Origin of the sequence: Moraxella osloensis (assembly GCF_001553955.1) — a bacterium.
GTDB lineage: Bacteria > Pseudomonadota > Gammaproteobacteria > Pseudomonadales > Moraxellaceae > Faucicola > Faucicola osloensis.
In genome coordinates this window covers 533,612-548,737 of the sequence record NZ_CP014234.1, presented here as the reverse complement: position 1 = coordinate 548,737, position 15,126 = coordinate 533,612, and the positions used below count along the sequence as shown (strand labels likewise).

The 15,126-nt window shown below is 45.9% G+C and carries 15 protein-coding genes; 9 read left to right on the top strand and 6 right to left on the bottom strand.

Annotated features, from left to right (window positions below; translation table 11 throughout):
* Positions 1-33: 33 nt before the first annotated feature.
* The 5 genes from AXE82_RS02380 to nfsA all read left to right on the top strand — a co-directional run bounded on the left by AXE82_RS02380 (position 34) and on the right by nfsA (position 4,746).
* Positions 34-1,317, top strand: coding sequence for a YbfB/YjiJ family MFS transporter (locus AXE82_RS02380; RefSeq protein WP_062330989.1), 1,284 nt, complete (start codon positions 34-36; stop codon positions 1,315-1,317).
* A 67-nt stretch (positions 1,318-1,384) separates the two neighbouring features.
* Complete coding sequence (locus AXE82_RS12350; RefSeq protein ID WP_257721699.1) at positions 1,385-1,513, top strand: hypothetical protein; 129 nt, start codon at positions 1,385-1,387, stop codon at positions 1,511-1,513.
* Positions 1,514-1,552: 39 nt separating this feature from the next.
* Entirely contained in the window at positions 1,553-2,908 is a 1,356-nt protein-coding gene (locus AXE82_RS02375; RefSeq protein ID WP_062330986.1) for a solute carrier family 23 protein, read from the top strand.
* Positions 2,909-3,028: 120 nt separating this feature from the next.
* Positions 3,029-3,892 (top strand): HpcH/HpaI aldolase/citrate lyase family protein, encoded by an 864-nt coding sequence (locus tag AXE82_RS02370; protein ID WP_065252174.1) that lies wholly within the window; start codon positions 3,029-3,031, stop codon positions 3,890-3,892.
* Between the two features lie 77 nt (positions 3,893-3,969).
* Positions 3,970-4,746, top strand: a complete 777-nt coding sequence (gene nfsA / locus AXE82_RS02365; RefSeq protein ID WP_062330980.1) for an oxygen-insensitive NADPH nitroreductase — start codon at positions 3,970-3,972, stop codon at positions 4,744-4,746.
* A gap of 98 nt (positions 4,747-4,844) precedes the next feature.
* Here nfsA and purB read toward each other — a convergent pair whose 3' ends face one another.
* The 5 genes from purB to dapD form a co-directional block, all read right to left on the bottom strand.
* Positions 4,845-6,227 (bottom strand): adenylosuccinate lyase, encoded by a 1,383-nt coding sequence (gene purB, locus AXE82_RS02360; RefSeq protein ID WP_062330977.1) that lies wholly within the window; start codon positions 6,225-6,227, stop codon positions 4,845-4,847.
* Between the two features lie 80 nt (positions 6,228-6,307).
* Positions 6,308-6,454 (bottom strand): hypothetical protein, encoded by a 147-nt coding sequence (locus tag AXE82_RS12175; protein WP_156627536.1) that lies wholly within the window; start codon positions 6,452-6,454, stop codon positions 6,308-6,310.
* A 143-nt stretch (positions 6,455-6,597) separates the two neighbouring features.
* The gene (gene queE / locus AXE82_RS02355) at positions 6,598-7,320 is read right to left on the bottom strand and encodes a 7-carboxy-7-deazaguanine synthase QueE (protein ID WP_062330964.1); all 723 of its coding nucleotides are present in this window, start codon (positions 7,318-7,320) and stop codon (positions 6,598-6,600) included.
* Between the two features lie 72 nt (positions 7,321-7,392).
* Positions 7,393-7,797 (bottom strand): carboxymuconolactone decarboxylase family protein, encoded by a 405-nt coding sequence (locus tag AXE82_RS02350; RefSeq protein WP_062330961.1) that lies wholly within the window; start codon positions 7,795-7,797, stop codon positions 7,393-7,395.
* A gap of 119 nt (positions 7,798-7,916) precedes the next feature.
* Positions 7,917-8,738 carry a 2,3,4,5-tetrahydropyridine-2,6-dicarboxylate N-succinyltransferase gene (dapD, locus tag AXE82_RS02345; protein WP_062330954.1) on the bottom strand — a complete coding sequence of 274 codons (822 nt, stop codon included), beginning with the start codon at positions 8,736-8,738 and terminating at the stop codon, positions 7,917-7,919.
* A 227-nt stretch (positions 8,739-8,965) separates the two neighbouring features.
* Between dapD and cysK the strand changes: the two genes are divergently transcribed.
* Positions 8,966-9,982, top strand: coding sequence for a cysteine synthase A (gene cysK / locus AXE82_RS02340; RefSeq protein WP_062330951.1), 1,017 nt, complete (start codon positions 8,966-8,968; stop codon positions 9,980-9,982).
* A 221-nt stretch (positions 9,983-10,203) separates the two neighbouring features.
* Here the strand turns inward: cysK and AXE82_RS02335 are convergent, their stop codons facing one another.
* The gene (locus tag AXE82_RS02335; protein WP_062330947.1) at positions 10,204-11,574 is read right to left on the bottom strand and encodes an MATE family efflux transporter; all 1,371 of its coding nucleotides are present in this window, start codon (positions 11,572-11,574) and stop codon (positions 10,204-10,206) included.
* A 542-nt stretch (positions 11,575-12,116) separates the two neighbouring features.
* Here AXE82_RS02335 and hemW point away from each other — a divergent pair.
* The 3 genes from hemW to AXE82_RS02320 all read left to right on the top strand — a co-directional run bounded on the left by hemW (position 12,117) and on the right by AXE82_RS02320 (position 15,077).
* The gene (gene hemW, locus AXE82_RS02330) at positions 12,117-13,265 is read left to right on the top strand and encodes a radical SAM family heme chaperone HemW (RefSeq protein ID WP_062330943.1); all 1,149 of its coding nucleotides are present in this window, start codon (positions 12,117-12,119) and stop codon (positions 13,263-13,265) included.
* 78 nt (positions 13,266-13,343) lie between these two features.
* Positions 13,344-14,129 (top strand): TatD family hydrolase, encoded by a 786-nt coding sequence (locus AXE82_RS02325; protein WP_062330940.1) that lies wholly within the window; start codon positions 13,344-13,346, stop codon positions 14,127-14,129.
* 246 nt (positions 14,130-14,375) lie between these two features.
* A complete protein-coding gene (locus tag AXE82_RS02320; RefSeq protein WP_062330937.1) occupies positions 14,376-15,077 on the top strand; it encodes a TetR/AcrR family transcriptional regulator in 702 nt (233 codons plus the stop codon).
* Positions 15,078-15,126 lie beyond the last annotated feature (49 nt).

The window sequence follows — 15,126 nt, the reverse complement described above, 5'->3', positions numbered from 1 at the left end:
AGCCGTGTCAATAAAATCAAGGGGTAGTGCAAAATGTCACAATCTGACCGACAGCAGATTATATTTTGCTTTATCCTAGCGATTACTGCGCTTGCCGTGGCAATGGGAATTGGGCGATTTGCTTTTACACCGATTTTGCCGTTGATGATACAAGAAGGCACGGTCCATCTTGCGCAAACGGCGTGGTTATCAAGTAGCAACTATATTGGCTATTTGGTCGGGGCGCTGTCACTGCTTAAAAGTAACCGACATCCGCTTTTTGTCGTGTTAGGTCTGACCTTGGTGACCCTTTCCACTTGGCTGGCTTCGCTAAGCGGTTTTGGTTGGTTACTGGTGTTACGCTTTTTGGCGGGTGTGGCAAGCGCTTGGGTGCTGGTATCTATCAGTGCGTTTGCAATCAATTGGTTAAAATCAAGACAGGTAGCCAGCAGTGGCTTGATTTATACGGGTGTGGGTATCGGTATCACCCTCACAGGATTGATTTGTAGCTATTTTATTTTTCAATCAGCGACAGTGAATGTTGCTGTTCATTCATCATTGAGTCCATTATCGAGTCGATTATGGCAGTATCTAGGCGGGATTGCGCTGCTCGCCACCCTGCTTGTCACCTTTTTGCTGGTGAAAATCAACTCACAGCTTGCCTCAACAGCCGCTGCCAAAGCCAACCCTACCGAAGCCACCCCTACCGAAGCCACCCCTACCAAAGCCACAAATACCAATCCTACCTCTTCTAGCATACCCCCACCTGCCAAGCTAAAATTAGCGAATGTATTAACCGCCTATGGTTTATTCGGGTTTGGCTATATTTTACCTGCGACTTTTTTGCCACAAATCGCCAAGCAATGGTTATCGGGGCAAAGTTATTTGCTGATTTGGCCATTTTTTGGGTTGGCGGCGGCTTTGTCGGTAGTATTGTCGCAGGGATTACAACGCCGTTATAACAACTTTTCTTTGCTCGGCGTTTGGCGAGTGTCACAAATCATCATGGCGGTTGGTACGTTATTGCCTGCGCTTTGGCAGTCGTTGGCAGGTTTGATGTTGTCAGCGCTGATGGTGGGCGGCACCTTTATGGTGGTGACGATGGCAGGACTGCAAGTGGCGGCAAGCCAAGTCACCCACTACCCTAAATACAACTTAAGTGCGCTGATGACCGCAAGTTTTGCGTTTGGGCAGCTTATCGGACCGCTAGCCGCGCTAGTTGCAACAGGCAACAATATTTGGCTTGCGTTGTTACCCGTTTCTGCCATCGTTTTGCTTATTGGGGTGGCGCTACTTTGGCGACCGTATCAACATCAACAATCATCAAGTCATGTTTAAATCACTTTTAACGGGGCAACCATGAATAATCAAACTGTGAGCAATCAAACATTATGAGCAAACCATTTTGGCGTTTAATGAAGCGCGTGAGCGTAAGCCATACCGTCAAAAATTTGCCGATTACTACAGTCAACCCTATGTCGCTGCTGCAGAAGATTGGCTCAAAGCGCAGGGTTTTTTGACAAAACAAAAATAACGTGTAAAATTCGCGCAGTTGACAGATGAGAGCAAAATTATGGCAAATTCGCAAAGACAACCCACCCATCAAAATACCGGCAATGATAGCGGCTGGTTCCCAAAATGGCAGCCTTACGATGGGCATTTAGATCATCATCCTGTGCGTATCCACGAGTATTTACCTGCTGATAAAAGTCTGTTATTTGGGCTGCAACATGCGTTTGCGATGTTTGGGGCAACCGTGCTTGCGCCGTTATTGATGGGATTTGATGCCAACCTTGCGATTTTGATGGCGGGGCTCAGTACGGTGCTGTTTTTCTTTTTAACCGGTGGGCGAGTACCCAGTTATTTAGGGTCAAGTTTTGCCTTTATCGCGCCTGTGATTACTGCAACGGCTTATACAGGCTCAGGCTTTAACGGTAATTTATCCGTGGCGCTCGGTGGTATTTTTGTCTGTGGTATTTTTTATGCCATGGTCGGATTACTGGTGATGAAAACAGGGGTTGGCTGGATTGAGAAACTCATGCCGCCTGTGGTAACCGGTGCGATTGTGATGATTATCGGGCTAAATTTGGCGCCAGTCACTATCAAAGGCGTGTCGGGAAATCAGTTTGATAGTTGGGTCGCGTTGATGACGGTGCTGTGTATCAGTGCGGTCGCTGTGTTTAGCCGTGGTATGCTACGTCGTTTGTTGCTGCTGATTGGTTTGGTATTGGCGTATATGGCATATTTTGTGCTCACCAATGTGCTTGGGTATGGCAAGCCGATTGATTTTACCCCAGTTGCCCAAGCAGCTTGGGTTGGATTACCGAATTTTTATCATCCGACATTTGATATCAACGCAATAATTTTGATTGCCCCGGTTGCCTTTATTTTAATCGCCGAAAATTTAGGACATATCAAAGCGGTAGAAGCCATGACAGGACAAGCGGTATCGCCTTATATGGGACGGGCGTTTTTCGCTGATGGTCTATGTACGGCGATGTCATCGAGCATGGGCGGTACGGGCGTGACAACCTATGCAGAAAATATCGGCGTGATGGCAGTGACCAAAGTATACTCGACCACGGTTTTTGTGGTGGCAGGCTTGATTGCTGTGCTACTGGGGCTGTCACCAAAATTTGGCGCGATTATCCATACTATCCCAGCGCCATTATTGGGCGGTGCCTCCATCGTGGTGTTTGGGCTTATTACAGTAGCAGGGGTCAAAATTTGGCTGGATAATCACATTGATTTTAGCAAAAATGCTAATTTAATCATTGCTGCAGTGACCGTCATTATGGGGGCTGGGGATTTTAGCTTACATATTGGACAATTTAATTTGGGCGGTATCGGTACGGCGACAGTGGTCGCCATCGTGTTAAATTTACTGTTTAGCCGCAGTGAAAAAGCCAAATTGACGGTTTTAAAATAAGCTAAAAAACGCGCTACTTTGGGTAGGGCGTTGTTGCTTGATAAGCTGTTTGATAAGCTGTTTCATAAGTTATTTGCCAAAGAGAATATCTCACCAAAAATTGACGAAAAAGGATGTCACATGAGCGAAAACAATGTAGTAAAACCCAAGGGATTGAGCGCAACCAGTTATTTGTTTGTACCCGCCATCAATATTGAGCGGGTGGAAAAAGCCTTTGCCCGTGGCGCAGATACGGTGATAATTGACTTAGAAGACGCGGTCAGTGATAGTGTCAAAATGCAGTCGCGTGACAATGTGGTCAATTATTTAAGCGGCGCCGATGCTAAGCCTGTTTGGGTGCGTATCAATGCCGCAAGTAGCAACCACCAAGCGGGCGATATTGAGTTGCTCAAATCTTTGCCAGCGTCCGCAATCAACAATGTGATTGGGGTAGTGCTACCCAAAGTCGAGCACGCCATAGAGATTGACCGCGTCCGTCATGCGCTCGCCAAACCCATGATTGCCCTGATTGAGACACCCAAAGGCATGGCAAATATACCCGACATCGCCGCTGCCGCAGGATTGACTGCGCTCAGTTTTGGCTTTTTGGATATCTGTGAAAAATTGGGCGTGCGTGCAGACAGCGAGGCAGGGCAGATGGTTGCCAACCAAATCCGTTATCAGCTAAGCTTGCATAGTGCTATCAATTCGCTCACCCCACCGATTGAATGCGTATACCCGCCTTTTAATGACGATGACGGTTTGACCCAGCGGGTCAACGGGTGGCGCGATTTGGGTTTTTCAGGGATGCTATGTATTCACCCAAACCAAGTCGCCATTGTCAATGCACTGGCTAGACCCAGCCAAGCACAGCTTGCCTTTGCCAAAAAAGTGGTTGACCATTATGCACAGACAGGGCTTGCCGCATTTGCCATGGATGGACAGATGGTCGATACTCCGGTGATTGTGCAAGCCCAAAAGCTGATTCAAAAATACCAACCCTAAGCCTAATATCAAAACATAACCCAACCCAACTTATAACAACACAAACCATAACAAGGCAAACTATAACAAGGAAAATCATGACAACGCATAGTGAGCATAGTGACAGTAAACCTACCCTAGAGACGATACTCAATCATCGCTCGATTCGCAAATTCACCAATCAGCCAATAGATGCAGCGACGTTTGAGCAGCTTATCGAAGCGGGGATGGCAGGCTCATCATCGGGGTTTTTGCAGTCGGCAAGCATCATTCGGGTGACAGATGCAAAGCGGCGCTATGACATCCGCCGTATTTGCGCCGATGCCCAGCACGCCAAAGACGGGGAAAAATACGGTCATCCCTATGTGGAGCAGTGTGCCGAGCTACTAATTTTTTGTATGGGCAACCACCGCCACCAAACCCTTGTACCCAACGCGCAAATTGATTGGACTGAAGTCACCATTGTTGGCGCGGTTGATGCAGCCATTATGGCGCAAAATCTGCTACTAGCGGCTGAGAGCATGGGATTAGGTGGTGTGTATTTGGGCAGTATCCGCAATGACATCAGACGGATGGGTGACATACTCAAGCTGCCACAAGGCGTGGTGCCGCTATTTGGCATGGCATTGGGTTACCCTGACCAAAACCCTGCCATGCGTCCACGTTTGCCAAAGGCATTGGTGGTGTCAACCAACCAATATGAACCCGCTGACAAATCCGCATTATACCAGTATAACCAAACCGTTGCAGACTATTATGCGGCGCGGGGTCAAGCAGGGTCAGATTGGGTGCAAACCATTGAAAGTTATTTGGATAAACCCGTTCGTCCCGACGTGCTGCCTTATCTGAATCAACAAGGCTATGCCAAAAAATAACCCAAAGCTCAATCAACGAATTTATCTAAAAAAAATTTATCTAAAAAAATCGTGTAAAAAAAGGACGCCTAAGCGTCCTTTTTGATGAGCGAAAAGTCTTATTTTAATAAATTTTTCAAGTTTTTGGCTTGCTGTGCCGCATTACCTGTATAAGTGGCAGGGGTCAAATCAGCCAAACGTTGACGCTCAGCTTCTGGCACCGCTGTCAGTTCATCGCCATTGACAAAGTTGACCATCATCTCACGTGTCATGGCTTGACCGCGGGTCAAGGCTTTTAGTTTCTCATAAGGTTTTTCAACATTGTAGCGACGCATCACGGTTTGGATTGGCTCCGCCAACACTTCTTGGGCAAGCGCTAGGTCTTCATTGAGACGATTGGCGTTAAGCTCTAATTTGCCAATACCTTTTAAGCAGGCGTCAAAGGCAATCAGACTATGGGCAAAACCTACCCCCATATTGCGAAGGACTGTCGAGTCGGTCAAGTCGCGCTGCATACGAGAAATCGGCAATTTTTCACCCAAATGCGCGAGCACGGCATTGGCAATACCCAGATTACCTTCTGAGTTTTCAAAGTCGATTGGGTTGACTTTGTGTGGCATGGTGGATGAGCCCACTTCACCATCTTTGAGTTTTTGTTTGAAATAACCCAAGGAGATATACGTCCATACATCGCGGTTAAAATCAATCAAAATGGTATTGTAACGGCGCAGCGCGTCAAACAATTCGGCGATATAGTCGTGTGGCTCAATTTGGGTGGTATAGGGATTAAAGGTCAACCCAAGACTGGTAACAAAGTTTTCGGCATTTTTTGCCCAGTCAATTTGTGGGTACGCTGACAGGTGCGCGTTGTAGTTACCCACTGCACCATTGATTTTACCTAGCAATTCTACGTTGTTAAATTGCTTGAGTTGGCGATGCAGGCGGTATGCCACGTTTGCCATTTCTTTACCCAAAGTCGTTGGGCTTGCGGTTTGCCCATGCGTGCGTGACAGCATGGGTTGGTCGGCATGGGTTTCGGCGAGCGCTGCAATCTCATCAATGATTTTTTGCATCGTTTGCGCCAGTACGTCGCGACCGGATTTTAGCATTAACGCGTGCGATAAGTTATTGATGTCTTCAGAGGTACAGGCAAAATGGATAAATTCACCCGCGTCTTTTAGCGCATCGATGTCGGCAATTTTTTCTTTTAAAAAGTATTCAACGGCTTTGACATCATGGTTGGTGGTGCGTTCGATGTCTTTGATACGCATCGCGTCTGCTTCGCTAAAATTGGCTACAATCGCGTCTAAGCGCTCATTGGTCGCTGCCGAAAAAGGCTGAATTTCATGAATATCGGCATGATTGGCAAGGCTCTGTAACCAGCGTACTTCCACCGTCACACGGGCATGAATCAAGCCAAATTCTGACAGGTAAGGACGTAAACTATCCACTTTACTGGCATAGCGACCATCAATAGGTGAAAGAGCGGTCAAAGTATTCATCAAATAATCCTAATCGGTTAAATAAAGGGTTAACGTAAAAGTGCCTGCATTATAGCAAACTATGACAACCTGGACTACCGCTAGCGTTGCTTGGCAAACAGCCCAAGCCCAATAATCACCAGCGCAATCCCCACAAAACTTAAGCCTGATGGCATCGGCGTGTGCAGCAGTAAAATAAAAACCGACAACAACAGCCACATAAAAAACAGCGAAAACTTGCTGACCAAAACCAATGTCCGCCTTGTACACTCATCAATTGATACAGCACAAACGACGTGCTAAAAAAAGCCGACGCAATCAGCCCCCAAACAAGCATTTTTCCCATTGGCTTGATATTTCCCTAAGTTGTGTTTTAACGATTTGGCAGCGGCTATTTGCCTTTGGCATCTGCCCAAATGATTTTATGCAGTTGCAGTTGAAAACGCACCGGCAGCGCATCGGCAAGTATCCATTCTGCCAAGTCAGCGGCAAGGGTAGGTACATTGGCTTGACGTTCTTCCACATTAAACATCGGAGAAAACCACACCGTTGCGACTTTTTTATCCAGTTGGTAGTCTGATAGGATTTTTTTTGACCAGTCATAATCGTCGCGATTCATAATCACAAATTTGATTTGGTCATGGGCAGTTAAGTAGGGGAGGTTTTGCCACAGATTTTTATCGGCTTCTTGAGAGCTTGGGGTTTTGATATCCATAACTTTAGATACCGCCGTTGGCACCTCTGCCACGGACAGCGCGCCCGACGTTTCAAGCGAAATTTCGTAGCCATGCGCCAGTAGCAAGTTCATCAAAGCGATTGCATTGGGCTGGGCTAAAGGTTCGCCACCTGTCAAACAAATACGCTGGCACGGAAAGCTCTGACACACTGCCAAAATCCCTGCCAAACTCATGCGCTCGCCGCCGACAAAGGCATATTCGGTATCACAATACACGCAGCGCAGCGGGCAGCCTGTCAAGCGGATAAAAATCGTCGGCAAGCCTGCGGTCAAGGCTTCACCTTGCAGCGAGTAAAAAATCTCCGTAACTTTGAGTCCTGCTTCGGGGTCAGTGGTGGGAATGGCGGTATTGCGGATGGGTAGCGTTGAATTTGGCATAAATGTGATTAACTAATAAAAATTAGCGTTTATTTTATCAAATTTATGCCAATAAATCTTTGTGTTCAGCGGTTAAAGCAATTTCATTTCGGTTAACACGTCCACCGCAGCACGATAGGCTTCTTGGGCGGCGGGCGCGCCACAGTAAGGTAGGCTATGTAGTAGCACTTCTTGAATTTCTGCCACGCTTGCACCGTTATTAATCGCCCCGCGAATATGACCTTTTAGTTCTGTTGGGGATTTTTGCGCGATTAAAAAGGCAATGGTCACCAGTGAGCGGGTTTTGCGGTCTATTCCTTTTCCATCAGTGCCGTCGCGTTGCCATGTTGAGCCCCAGGCATGTTCATTAATCCAGTCTTGCAGCGGCGCGGTAAATTCAGTGACTTGTGACATGGCACGCTCCACATGCGCTTCGCCCATGACTTGTTTGCGTACCGCAATGCCGTTGTCATACGGGGTGTTTTGTTGTGATGACATACTGTTTCCTTTAATAAAGGCTATAAAGATGAGCGCTATAAAATTTGCTGAAGGCTATAAAAAAAAGCAAACCATGGCTGATTTGCTTTAAATAATTTACTGTTATCTTGACGAAAAATCTAGGCCATTCTGAGCAAATCATTGATAGAGGTTTTAGAGCGGGTTTGCGCGTCTACTTTTTTCACGATGACCGCACAGTAAAGCGAGTGCGAGCCGTCTTTGCTTGGCAAACTGCCTGACACGACCACCGACCCTGCAGGAATACGGCCGTAACTGATTTCGCCTGTTTCGCGGTCTAGGATTTTGGTTGATTGACCGATATACACGCCCATCGAAATCACCGAGCCTTCTTCCACAATTACACCTTCAACGATTTCTGAGCGCGCACCGATAAAGCAGTTGTCTTCGATGATGGTTGGGTTGGCTTGTAGCGGCTCAAGGACGCCGCCAATGCCGACACCGCCTGATAAATGCACGTTTTTACCGATTTGGGCACATGACCCCACCGTCGCCCACGTATCGACCATTGTACCTTCATCGACATAGGCGCCGATATTGACGTAAGATGGCATCAAGATAGCGCCTTTGGCAATGTATGAGCCTTTACGCGCGACGGCAGGTGGCACCACGCGCACGCCCGCTCTGGCAAATTGTTCATCGCCCCAATCTGAAAATTTGGTTTCGACTTTATCAAAGAACTGCAGGTCACGACCGCCATTCATGATGCGGTTGTCATTCAGACGAAAGGATAATAATACCGCTTTTTTGACCCATTGATTGACCATCCATTCCCCGTCTTTTTTTTCTGCCACACGCAAGGTACCCGCATCGAGCTGAGCGAGTACATCATTGACGGCGGCACGTACATCGTCGGTGGCATCATTGGGGTTGAAGTTGGCACGGTTTTCAAACGCATCTTCAATAATCTGTTGTAATGACATAATTTTTTCCTACAATCCAAAAAAAGGTAGGTCATTGTCGCTAATTTTGACAGTTTTGGCAAATGATAATGCGATATTGCTGAATAGGGCTTAGACAAATTTGGTATATTAAATTAACCAAATGGCGTTAGACACCGCGCAATCGCTGACGTAAAATTCTAAAGCTAATAGTTAAAAAATTACTTGAACCACCACTTAAAAAATACAGCACAAAAAAAGGAATGATTATGCTACAACAACCGGATGATCACTACACCGCACCCGCCAACCTTGGCACAGCGGTATATGCCAACAATGCCGATACTATTGGTAACACGCCGCTGGTGCGTCTTAATCATATCATGCCACAGGGAGTGACTGTGCTTGCCAAAATCGAAAGCCGTAACCCGGCGTTTTCGGTCAAATGCCGAATCGGTGCGGGCATGGTGCAAGCCGCCGAGCAAGCAGGACTACTAAAGCCAGGTATGCAAATCATCGAGCCGACCAGCGGTAACACGGGGATTGCGCTGGCGTTTGTGGCAGCCGCCAAAGGCTATAAAATCACGCTGACCATGCCAGCTTCGATGAGTATGGAGCGCCGTAAAGTGCTGGCTGCCTTGGGTGCACATTTGGTACTCACAGAGCCTTCGCTAGGTATGAAAGGGGCGGTGGAAGCTGCGCAAGAAATCTATGATAACCATCCTGGCGAATACTTTTTGCCACAACAATTTGATAACCCTGCCAACCCAGACACCCATGTCAAAACCACCGCACCTGAGATTTTTAATGCCACAGGTGGTAAGGTCGATGCGCTAGTGGCAGGCGTGGGTACAGGCGGGACGATTTCAGGTATCGCCCGTTATTTTAAACAAATCAAAAACCAGCCACTTTATACCGTCGCGGTTGAACCTGCAGAATCACCGATTATTACCCAGACGCGTGAAGGTAAACCCATCACCCCAGGCCCCCATAAAATCCAAGGGATTGGCGCCAACTTTATTCCAAAAAATCTTGCGCTTGATTTACTTGATGAAGTCATCACGGTAACGGGCGATGATGCGATTGCATGGGCAAGACGGGCGATGACCCAAGAAGGTATTTTATGTGGTATCTCTTGCGGTGCAGCGCTGCAAGCGGCTCATCAACTAGCAAGCCGCCCTGAGATGCAAGGCAAAACCATTGTGGTTATTTTGCCAGACAGTGGTGAGCGTTATTTATCCAGTGTGCTATTTGATGGTATCTTCACTGGCGAGAACTTTAATTAACAAACTTTCATGAACGATAAAAAAGGGCGTTAGTTAGCCCTTTTTTAATTTATTTTTACTTTATTTCTAATTAAAAATCTCTATAGAAATCATCGGTTGAATACCCCAAACATCGTCATCAATTCATGACCATAACCAATAATCCACAATAAATAGCCTAAGCGAATTTTTCAATCATTGCCAATCATTTGTTTCAAGTCGTTTTTACCGTCGACTTATTTTTATAGCCAAGCCATTTTTAAGCGTTTTTGCTGACGTAATAAACGCGTTCCTAACAGCAGTGATGCCAGTCCCAGCGCCGCAACCAGCGCAATCCAAAACCCTTTAGCCCCCATATCGGTATGGCGCACCAAATAGGTACCCAGCGGAATCGCCACCACCCAATAGCAAAACAAGGTGATAAACATCGGCACTGTGGTATCTTGCATACCACGCAAAATCCCCGCAAAATTGACCTGCCAGGCATCAAACAACTGATACACAGTGGCAAACCATAACAACAGCGCGGCTTGCTCAATCACTTGCGGGTTTTCACTAAAGAAAGTTGGCAGGGTTTGCCGAAAAATGGCAGTTAACAGCATGCTAATCACCGCAAATGATGTGGCTACGGCAATACCGATGAGCTTGATGCGTTTAAGCGCTCGGTAATCTTTGGCGCCATAGCGATTTGACACCATGATGGTGAGCGCCATCGCCACTGAAAACGGGAACATAAATAACTGCGATGAAATCGTCAACGCTACTTGGTGGCTTGCCACTGCGATTTCACCCAGTGGGCTGATGATAATGGAAGCTAGACTAAACGCGCTCACTTCAAAAAAAATCGACATACCAATGGGAATACCAATCGATAATTGCTGACGCAACTGAGCAAAATCCATGCCGGCAAAATTGGCAAAAAAGCGCTGGTTGGCAAAATCTGGCTGGGGGCTCAAAGTCAAATAGCTTACCAACATCAGTAAATTTATCCATAACGCAATGCCAGAGGCAAAACCACAGCCCGCACCGCCCATGGCAGGAATCAGCACAGTTTCACCGAGGGTGACGCCATGGATAAACGCATAGCTGAGCGGCACATTTAAAATCAAACCAATGAGGCTAATCACCATGACCACGGTGGGATGTTTTAAGCTTTCGGTGTAGCAGCGCAGCGAGGTATATAGACAGACCGCAGGAAAGCCAAAAGAGATACCAAACAAGAATTTTTGCGCGATATGCTGAATATCTTTCGGTACCTTCATCCAATCAAACAAATAATGCAGCTGATTAACTGCCACAAACCCTATCATACCGATGATAAGCGCCAGCCAAAGCGATTGTTGGGTGATAAATGGCACTTTTTGTAGTTGCTGCTGACCAATCGCTTCCCCAATCAATGGCGTGGTGGCAAGCAAAATACCAACTGCCAGCAAAAAGGTGGGCATCCAAATACCCGCGCCGATTGCCACGCCCGATAAATCTAGCGCGGAGACTTGACCTGCGAGTAAGGTATCGACCAAGGCGAGCCCTGACTGGCAAATCTGGGTGATTAAAATAGGTAAGGTCAAGACAAATAATTGTTTTAAGTCTTGACGAGCAATAGCTGACAGCATGTAATGACCAAATATGCGTAGAAAATTCAATAAAGGCGGCAGTTTAACAGATTTTGCGGCATGATTTTTTATTGTTTAATTTATCGTTTAACAGGTCAGCAAATTAACAGGTCAAAAAAATTTAGTGTTTGATTGTGATAGCATCAACATAAAAAAGCCTTTATCAAATGTCGCCAGAATTTGATAAAGGCTTTTTTTAATAATAGCTTTTAAAGCGCTTTAATCATGGCTTGGTAGCCTGTGAGTTTAGCATGCCTATTTTATAAGGCACCTTTTTACATGGCACTTTTTATAAGATGCTTTTTTATAAGGCGCTTTTTTATCAGGCACTTGGCTATATGACATGATGACAATCCTTCCTTGATAATAGATGAAATAGCGATAACAAATAGCGCTAAATTGTTAAATAAAATCAAAATAAAAGTTTGGGCTATGCTACCATTGTTATTTTTTAAAGTATAGCCAAATACTAGCGATTATCAGCAAAAAATTATTGGCTATAATGTGTTAAATTATCAATCAAATGAATTAGTTACTGATTAATGCCAAATTCAAACCTTATCCCTTTATCGCTTTATATCCATATTCCTTGGTGTGTTAAAAAATGCCCGTATTGTGATTTTAATTCACATGAAAGCCGTACACCGATTGATTTTGTAGGCTATGTCGATGCACTGTTAGACGATTTAAAAAGCCAGCTAAGCTTGGTACAAGGGCGCAAGATTGCCACCATTTTTATTGGGGGCGGCACGCCATCGCTGCTGCCGATTGCGCAATATCAGCAGCTTTTTGCGGGCATCAATGCTCAGTTAACACTGACTGACGACTGTGAAATCACCATGGAAGCCAATCCTGCCACCGTGGAGCATGCGCCATTTCATGAGTATTTAGCGGTGGGTATCAATCGGTTGTCGCTCGGTGTTCAAAGTTTTCAAGCCCAAAAACTTGCTGCCTTGGGGCGGATTCATAACCCGCAGCAAGCGCTTTTTGCCATTGCCAATGCCCAGCAAGCAGGGTTTAAAAAGTTAAATGTCGACTTAATGCACGGCTTGCCCAACCAGACATTGGCAGATGCCCTGAGCGATTTGCAGCAAGCGATTGATTTGGGCGTTTCGCATATTTCGTGGTATCAGCTCACCATTGAGCCCAATACCGTGTTTTATCGCAATACGCCGGTTTTGCCCGATGACGAGATATTGGTGGATATTTTTGAGCAAGGCGCCGAGCTTTTGCAAGCCAATGGATTTGTGCAATATGAAGTGTCCGCATGGTCAAGGCAGGCGGATTTTCAGCCCAGTCAGCATAATCTCAACTATTGGCAGTTTGGTGATTATCTGGCGATTGGGGCAGGCGCGCATGGTAAAGTCACGCGGCCTGATGGCATTTACCGGTTTAGTAAATCGCGCTTACCAAAAGATTATAGGGTTAATCAGGCGGCGATAGGTTGGCAAGCCATCGAGCCGTCTGATTTACCGTTTGAATTCATGATGAATGGGCTGCGGCTAAAAAATGGGGTACCCAAACAGTTTTGGACACAGAGAACAGGCTTGGCATGGTCAGTCATTGAACCGCAATTGATACAACTACACAATCGTGGTTTGGTTGAGCTAAGCGGTGACCATATCCACTGCACAGCGCAAGGATTTTTATTTTTAAACCAAGTGCTGCAAGAATTTTTACCCGATGACTAACGCTTCGACTGTGCATTTGATTGAATTTATGCGCCGCAGCCTTATTTAAGCGTCAATAAATTAGAAAAAGAGAGTGATATGTTTACCGATACCCATGCGCATCTAAACCGTTTGGACTTAGAAAAATATCAAGGTGATATCCGTCAAGCCTTACAAGCCGCCAAGGATGCCAATGTGCAGCGGATTATGGCGATTATGTGTGAGCTCGATGAATACGATGCTATTTATGAGATTATCAATACAAAAATTGATGGGCTGACGCTTGGGATGAGTGTGGGCGTGCATCCCTGCGAAGACCTTGCCATGCTAAAAAGTGCCACAGTTGAGACACTCGTTGAAATGGCAAATCAGCCGCAGGTTTGGGCGATTGGCGAGACCGGGCTTGATTATTATTGGTCAACAGAAAACAGCGGCGAGCAAAAAGCCAGCTTTGCCCGCCATATCCATGCCAGCCAACAGCTAAAAAAACCTATTATCGTCCATACCCGTGAGGCGAAACACGATACATTGGATGTATTAAAAGCAGAAAAAGCCGAGCATGGCATTATTCATTGCTTTACGGAAGATTATGACACCGCCAAAAAAGCCTTGGACTTGGGTTTTTATATTTCTTTATCAGGGATTGTGACCTTTAAAAACGCCACTGAATTACAAGCAGTGGCGAAAAAACTGCCTAAAGACCGCATTTTGATTGAAACGGACAGCCCTTATCTTGCGCCAGTGCCCAAACGCGGCAAATCTAATGAGCCTGCTTTTGTGCCTTATGTGGCGGATTTTCTCGCCAAGCATTATGATATGCCAGTGGATGAGTTCGCCCACTTAACCCATCAAAATTTTGACGCATTATTACATCAATATGCTTAAAAATAGTTAACGAAATCTTTATACTTTATTAAGTAGGTAATAAAATTTATGTGATAAAACATTTGGCAATGACTCATCAGTCATGTATCATACATAACAACCTTGCTCCTATGTTACTAAGCGAAGTTGCTATGCAAGGTTATTAAGCGAGCATTTTTTTATCATTTAACAGTTGTGCGTAGATGGGTTGATGTAACGGGTCTCGTCAACAATAGGGGCTACTAGAACAGACTGATGGAGTAATCAATGAGTCGTCAACAACAATTCAAAAATCGTGAAGAAGTGATATTAGCAGTTGCCGAGCAGTTGCTATTAGAGTCTGGGGAAGGCGATATCACGCTAGATAGTTTAGCCGAGCAGCTAGACCTAGCCAAAGGTACGCTATACAAGCATTTTACCAGCAAAGATGAATTGTTTTTACGCATCATTATCCGTCATGAGCAACAACTACTTGCGCTGAGCGAAGTCGGCGATTGTCCTGCCGCAGGCGTGGCACGTCTTACCCTGTTTCAACTGATTAATCCGCAAAAAGCCATATTACTCAACCAAATCGAAGAGCGCTTAGCCAATTCTGCCGTAGGGCTTAATAAGCTTTTTTCACAGTTATATGAAATTCGCCGTGAACGCATGAAGCGACTAATCAATACCACGGCAGAATACCTGCAATCATTACAAAGTGCCATGAGTACCCGAGACTATCTGTCAACCATTTGGGCGATGGGTCAAGGCGGCGCAGGACTGCTAAATTCTAGTTTTTACCAACGCTACCTCGGTCGCCGCGATACCTTACGTTTTGCCTTGGTTCAGCATATTTTAGACATTCCCAAGCAATACCCTGCTGCGCTACAATCAGTCGACGCGCCTACTGGGGCAAACCTGCCCAGCGCTGCGAATCATACGGCAAATTCACAGACTGAGTCAAACCTGACGCCACGCAATGTCAAATAATAAATGTCAAATAGTAGATGTCAAATAGTAGATGTCAAAGAATACGAGT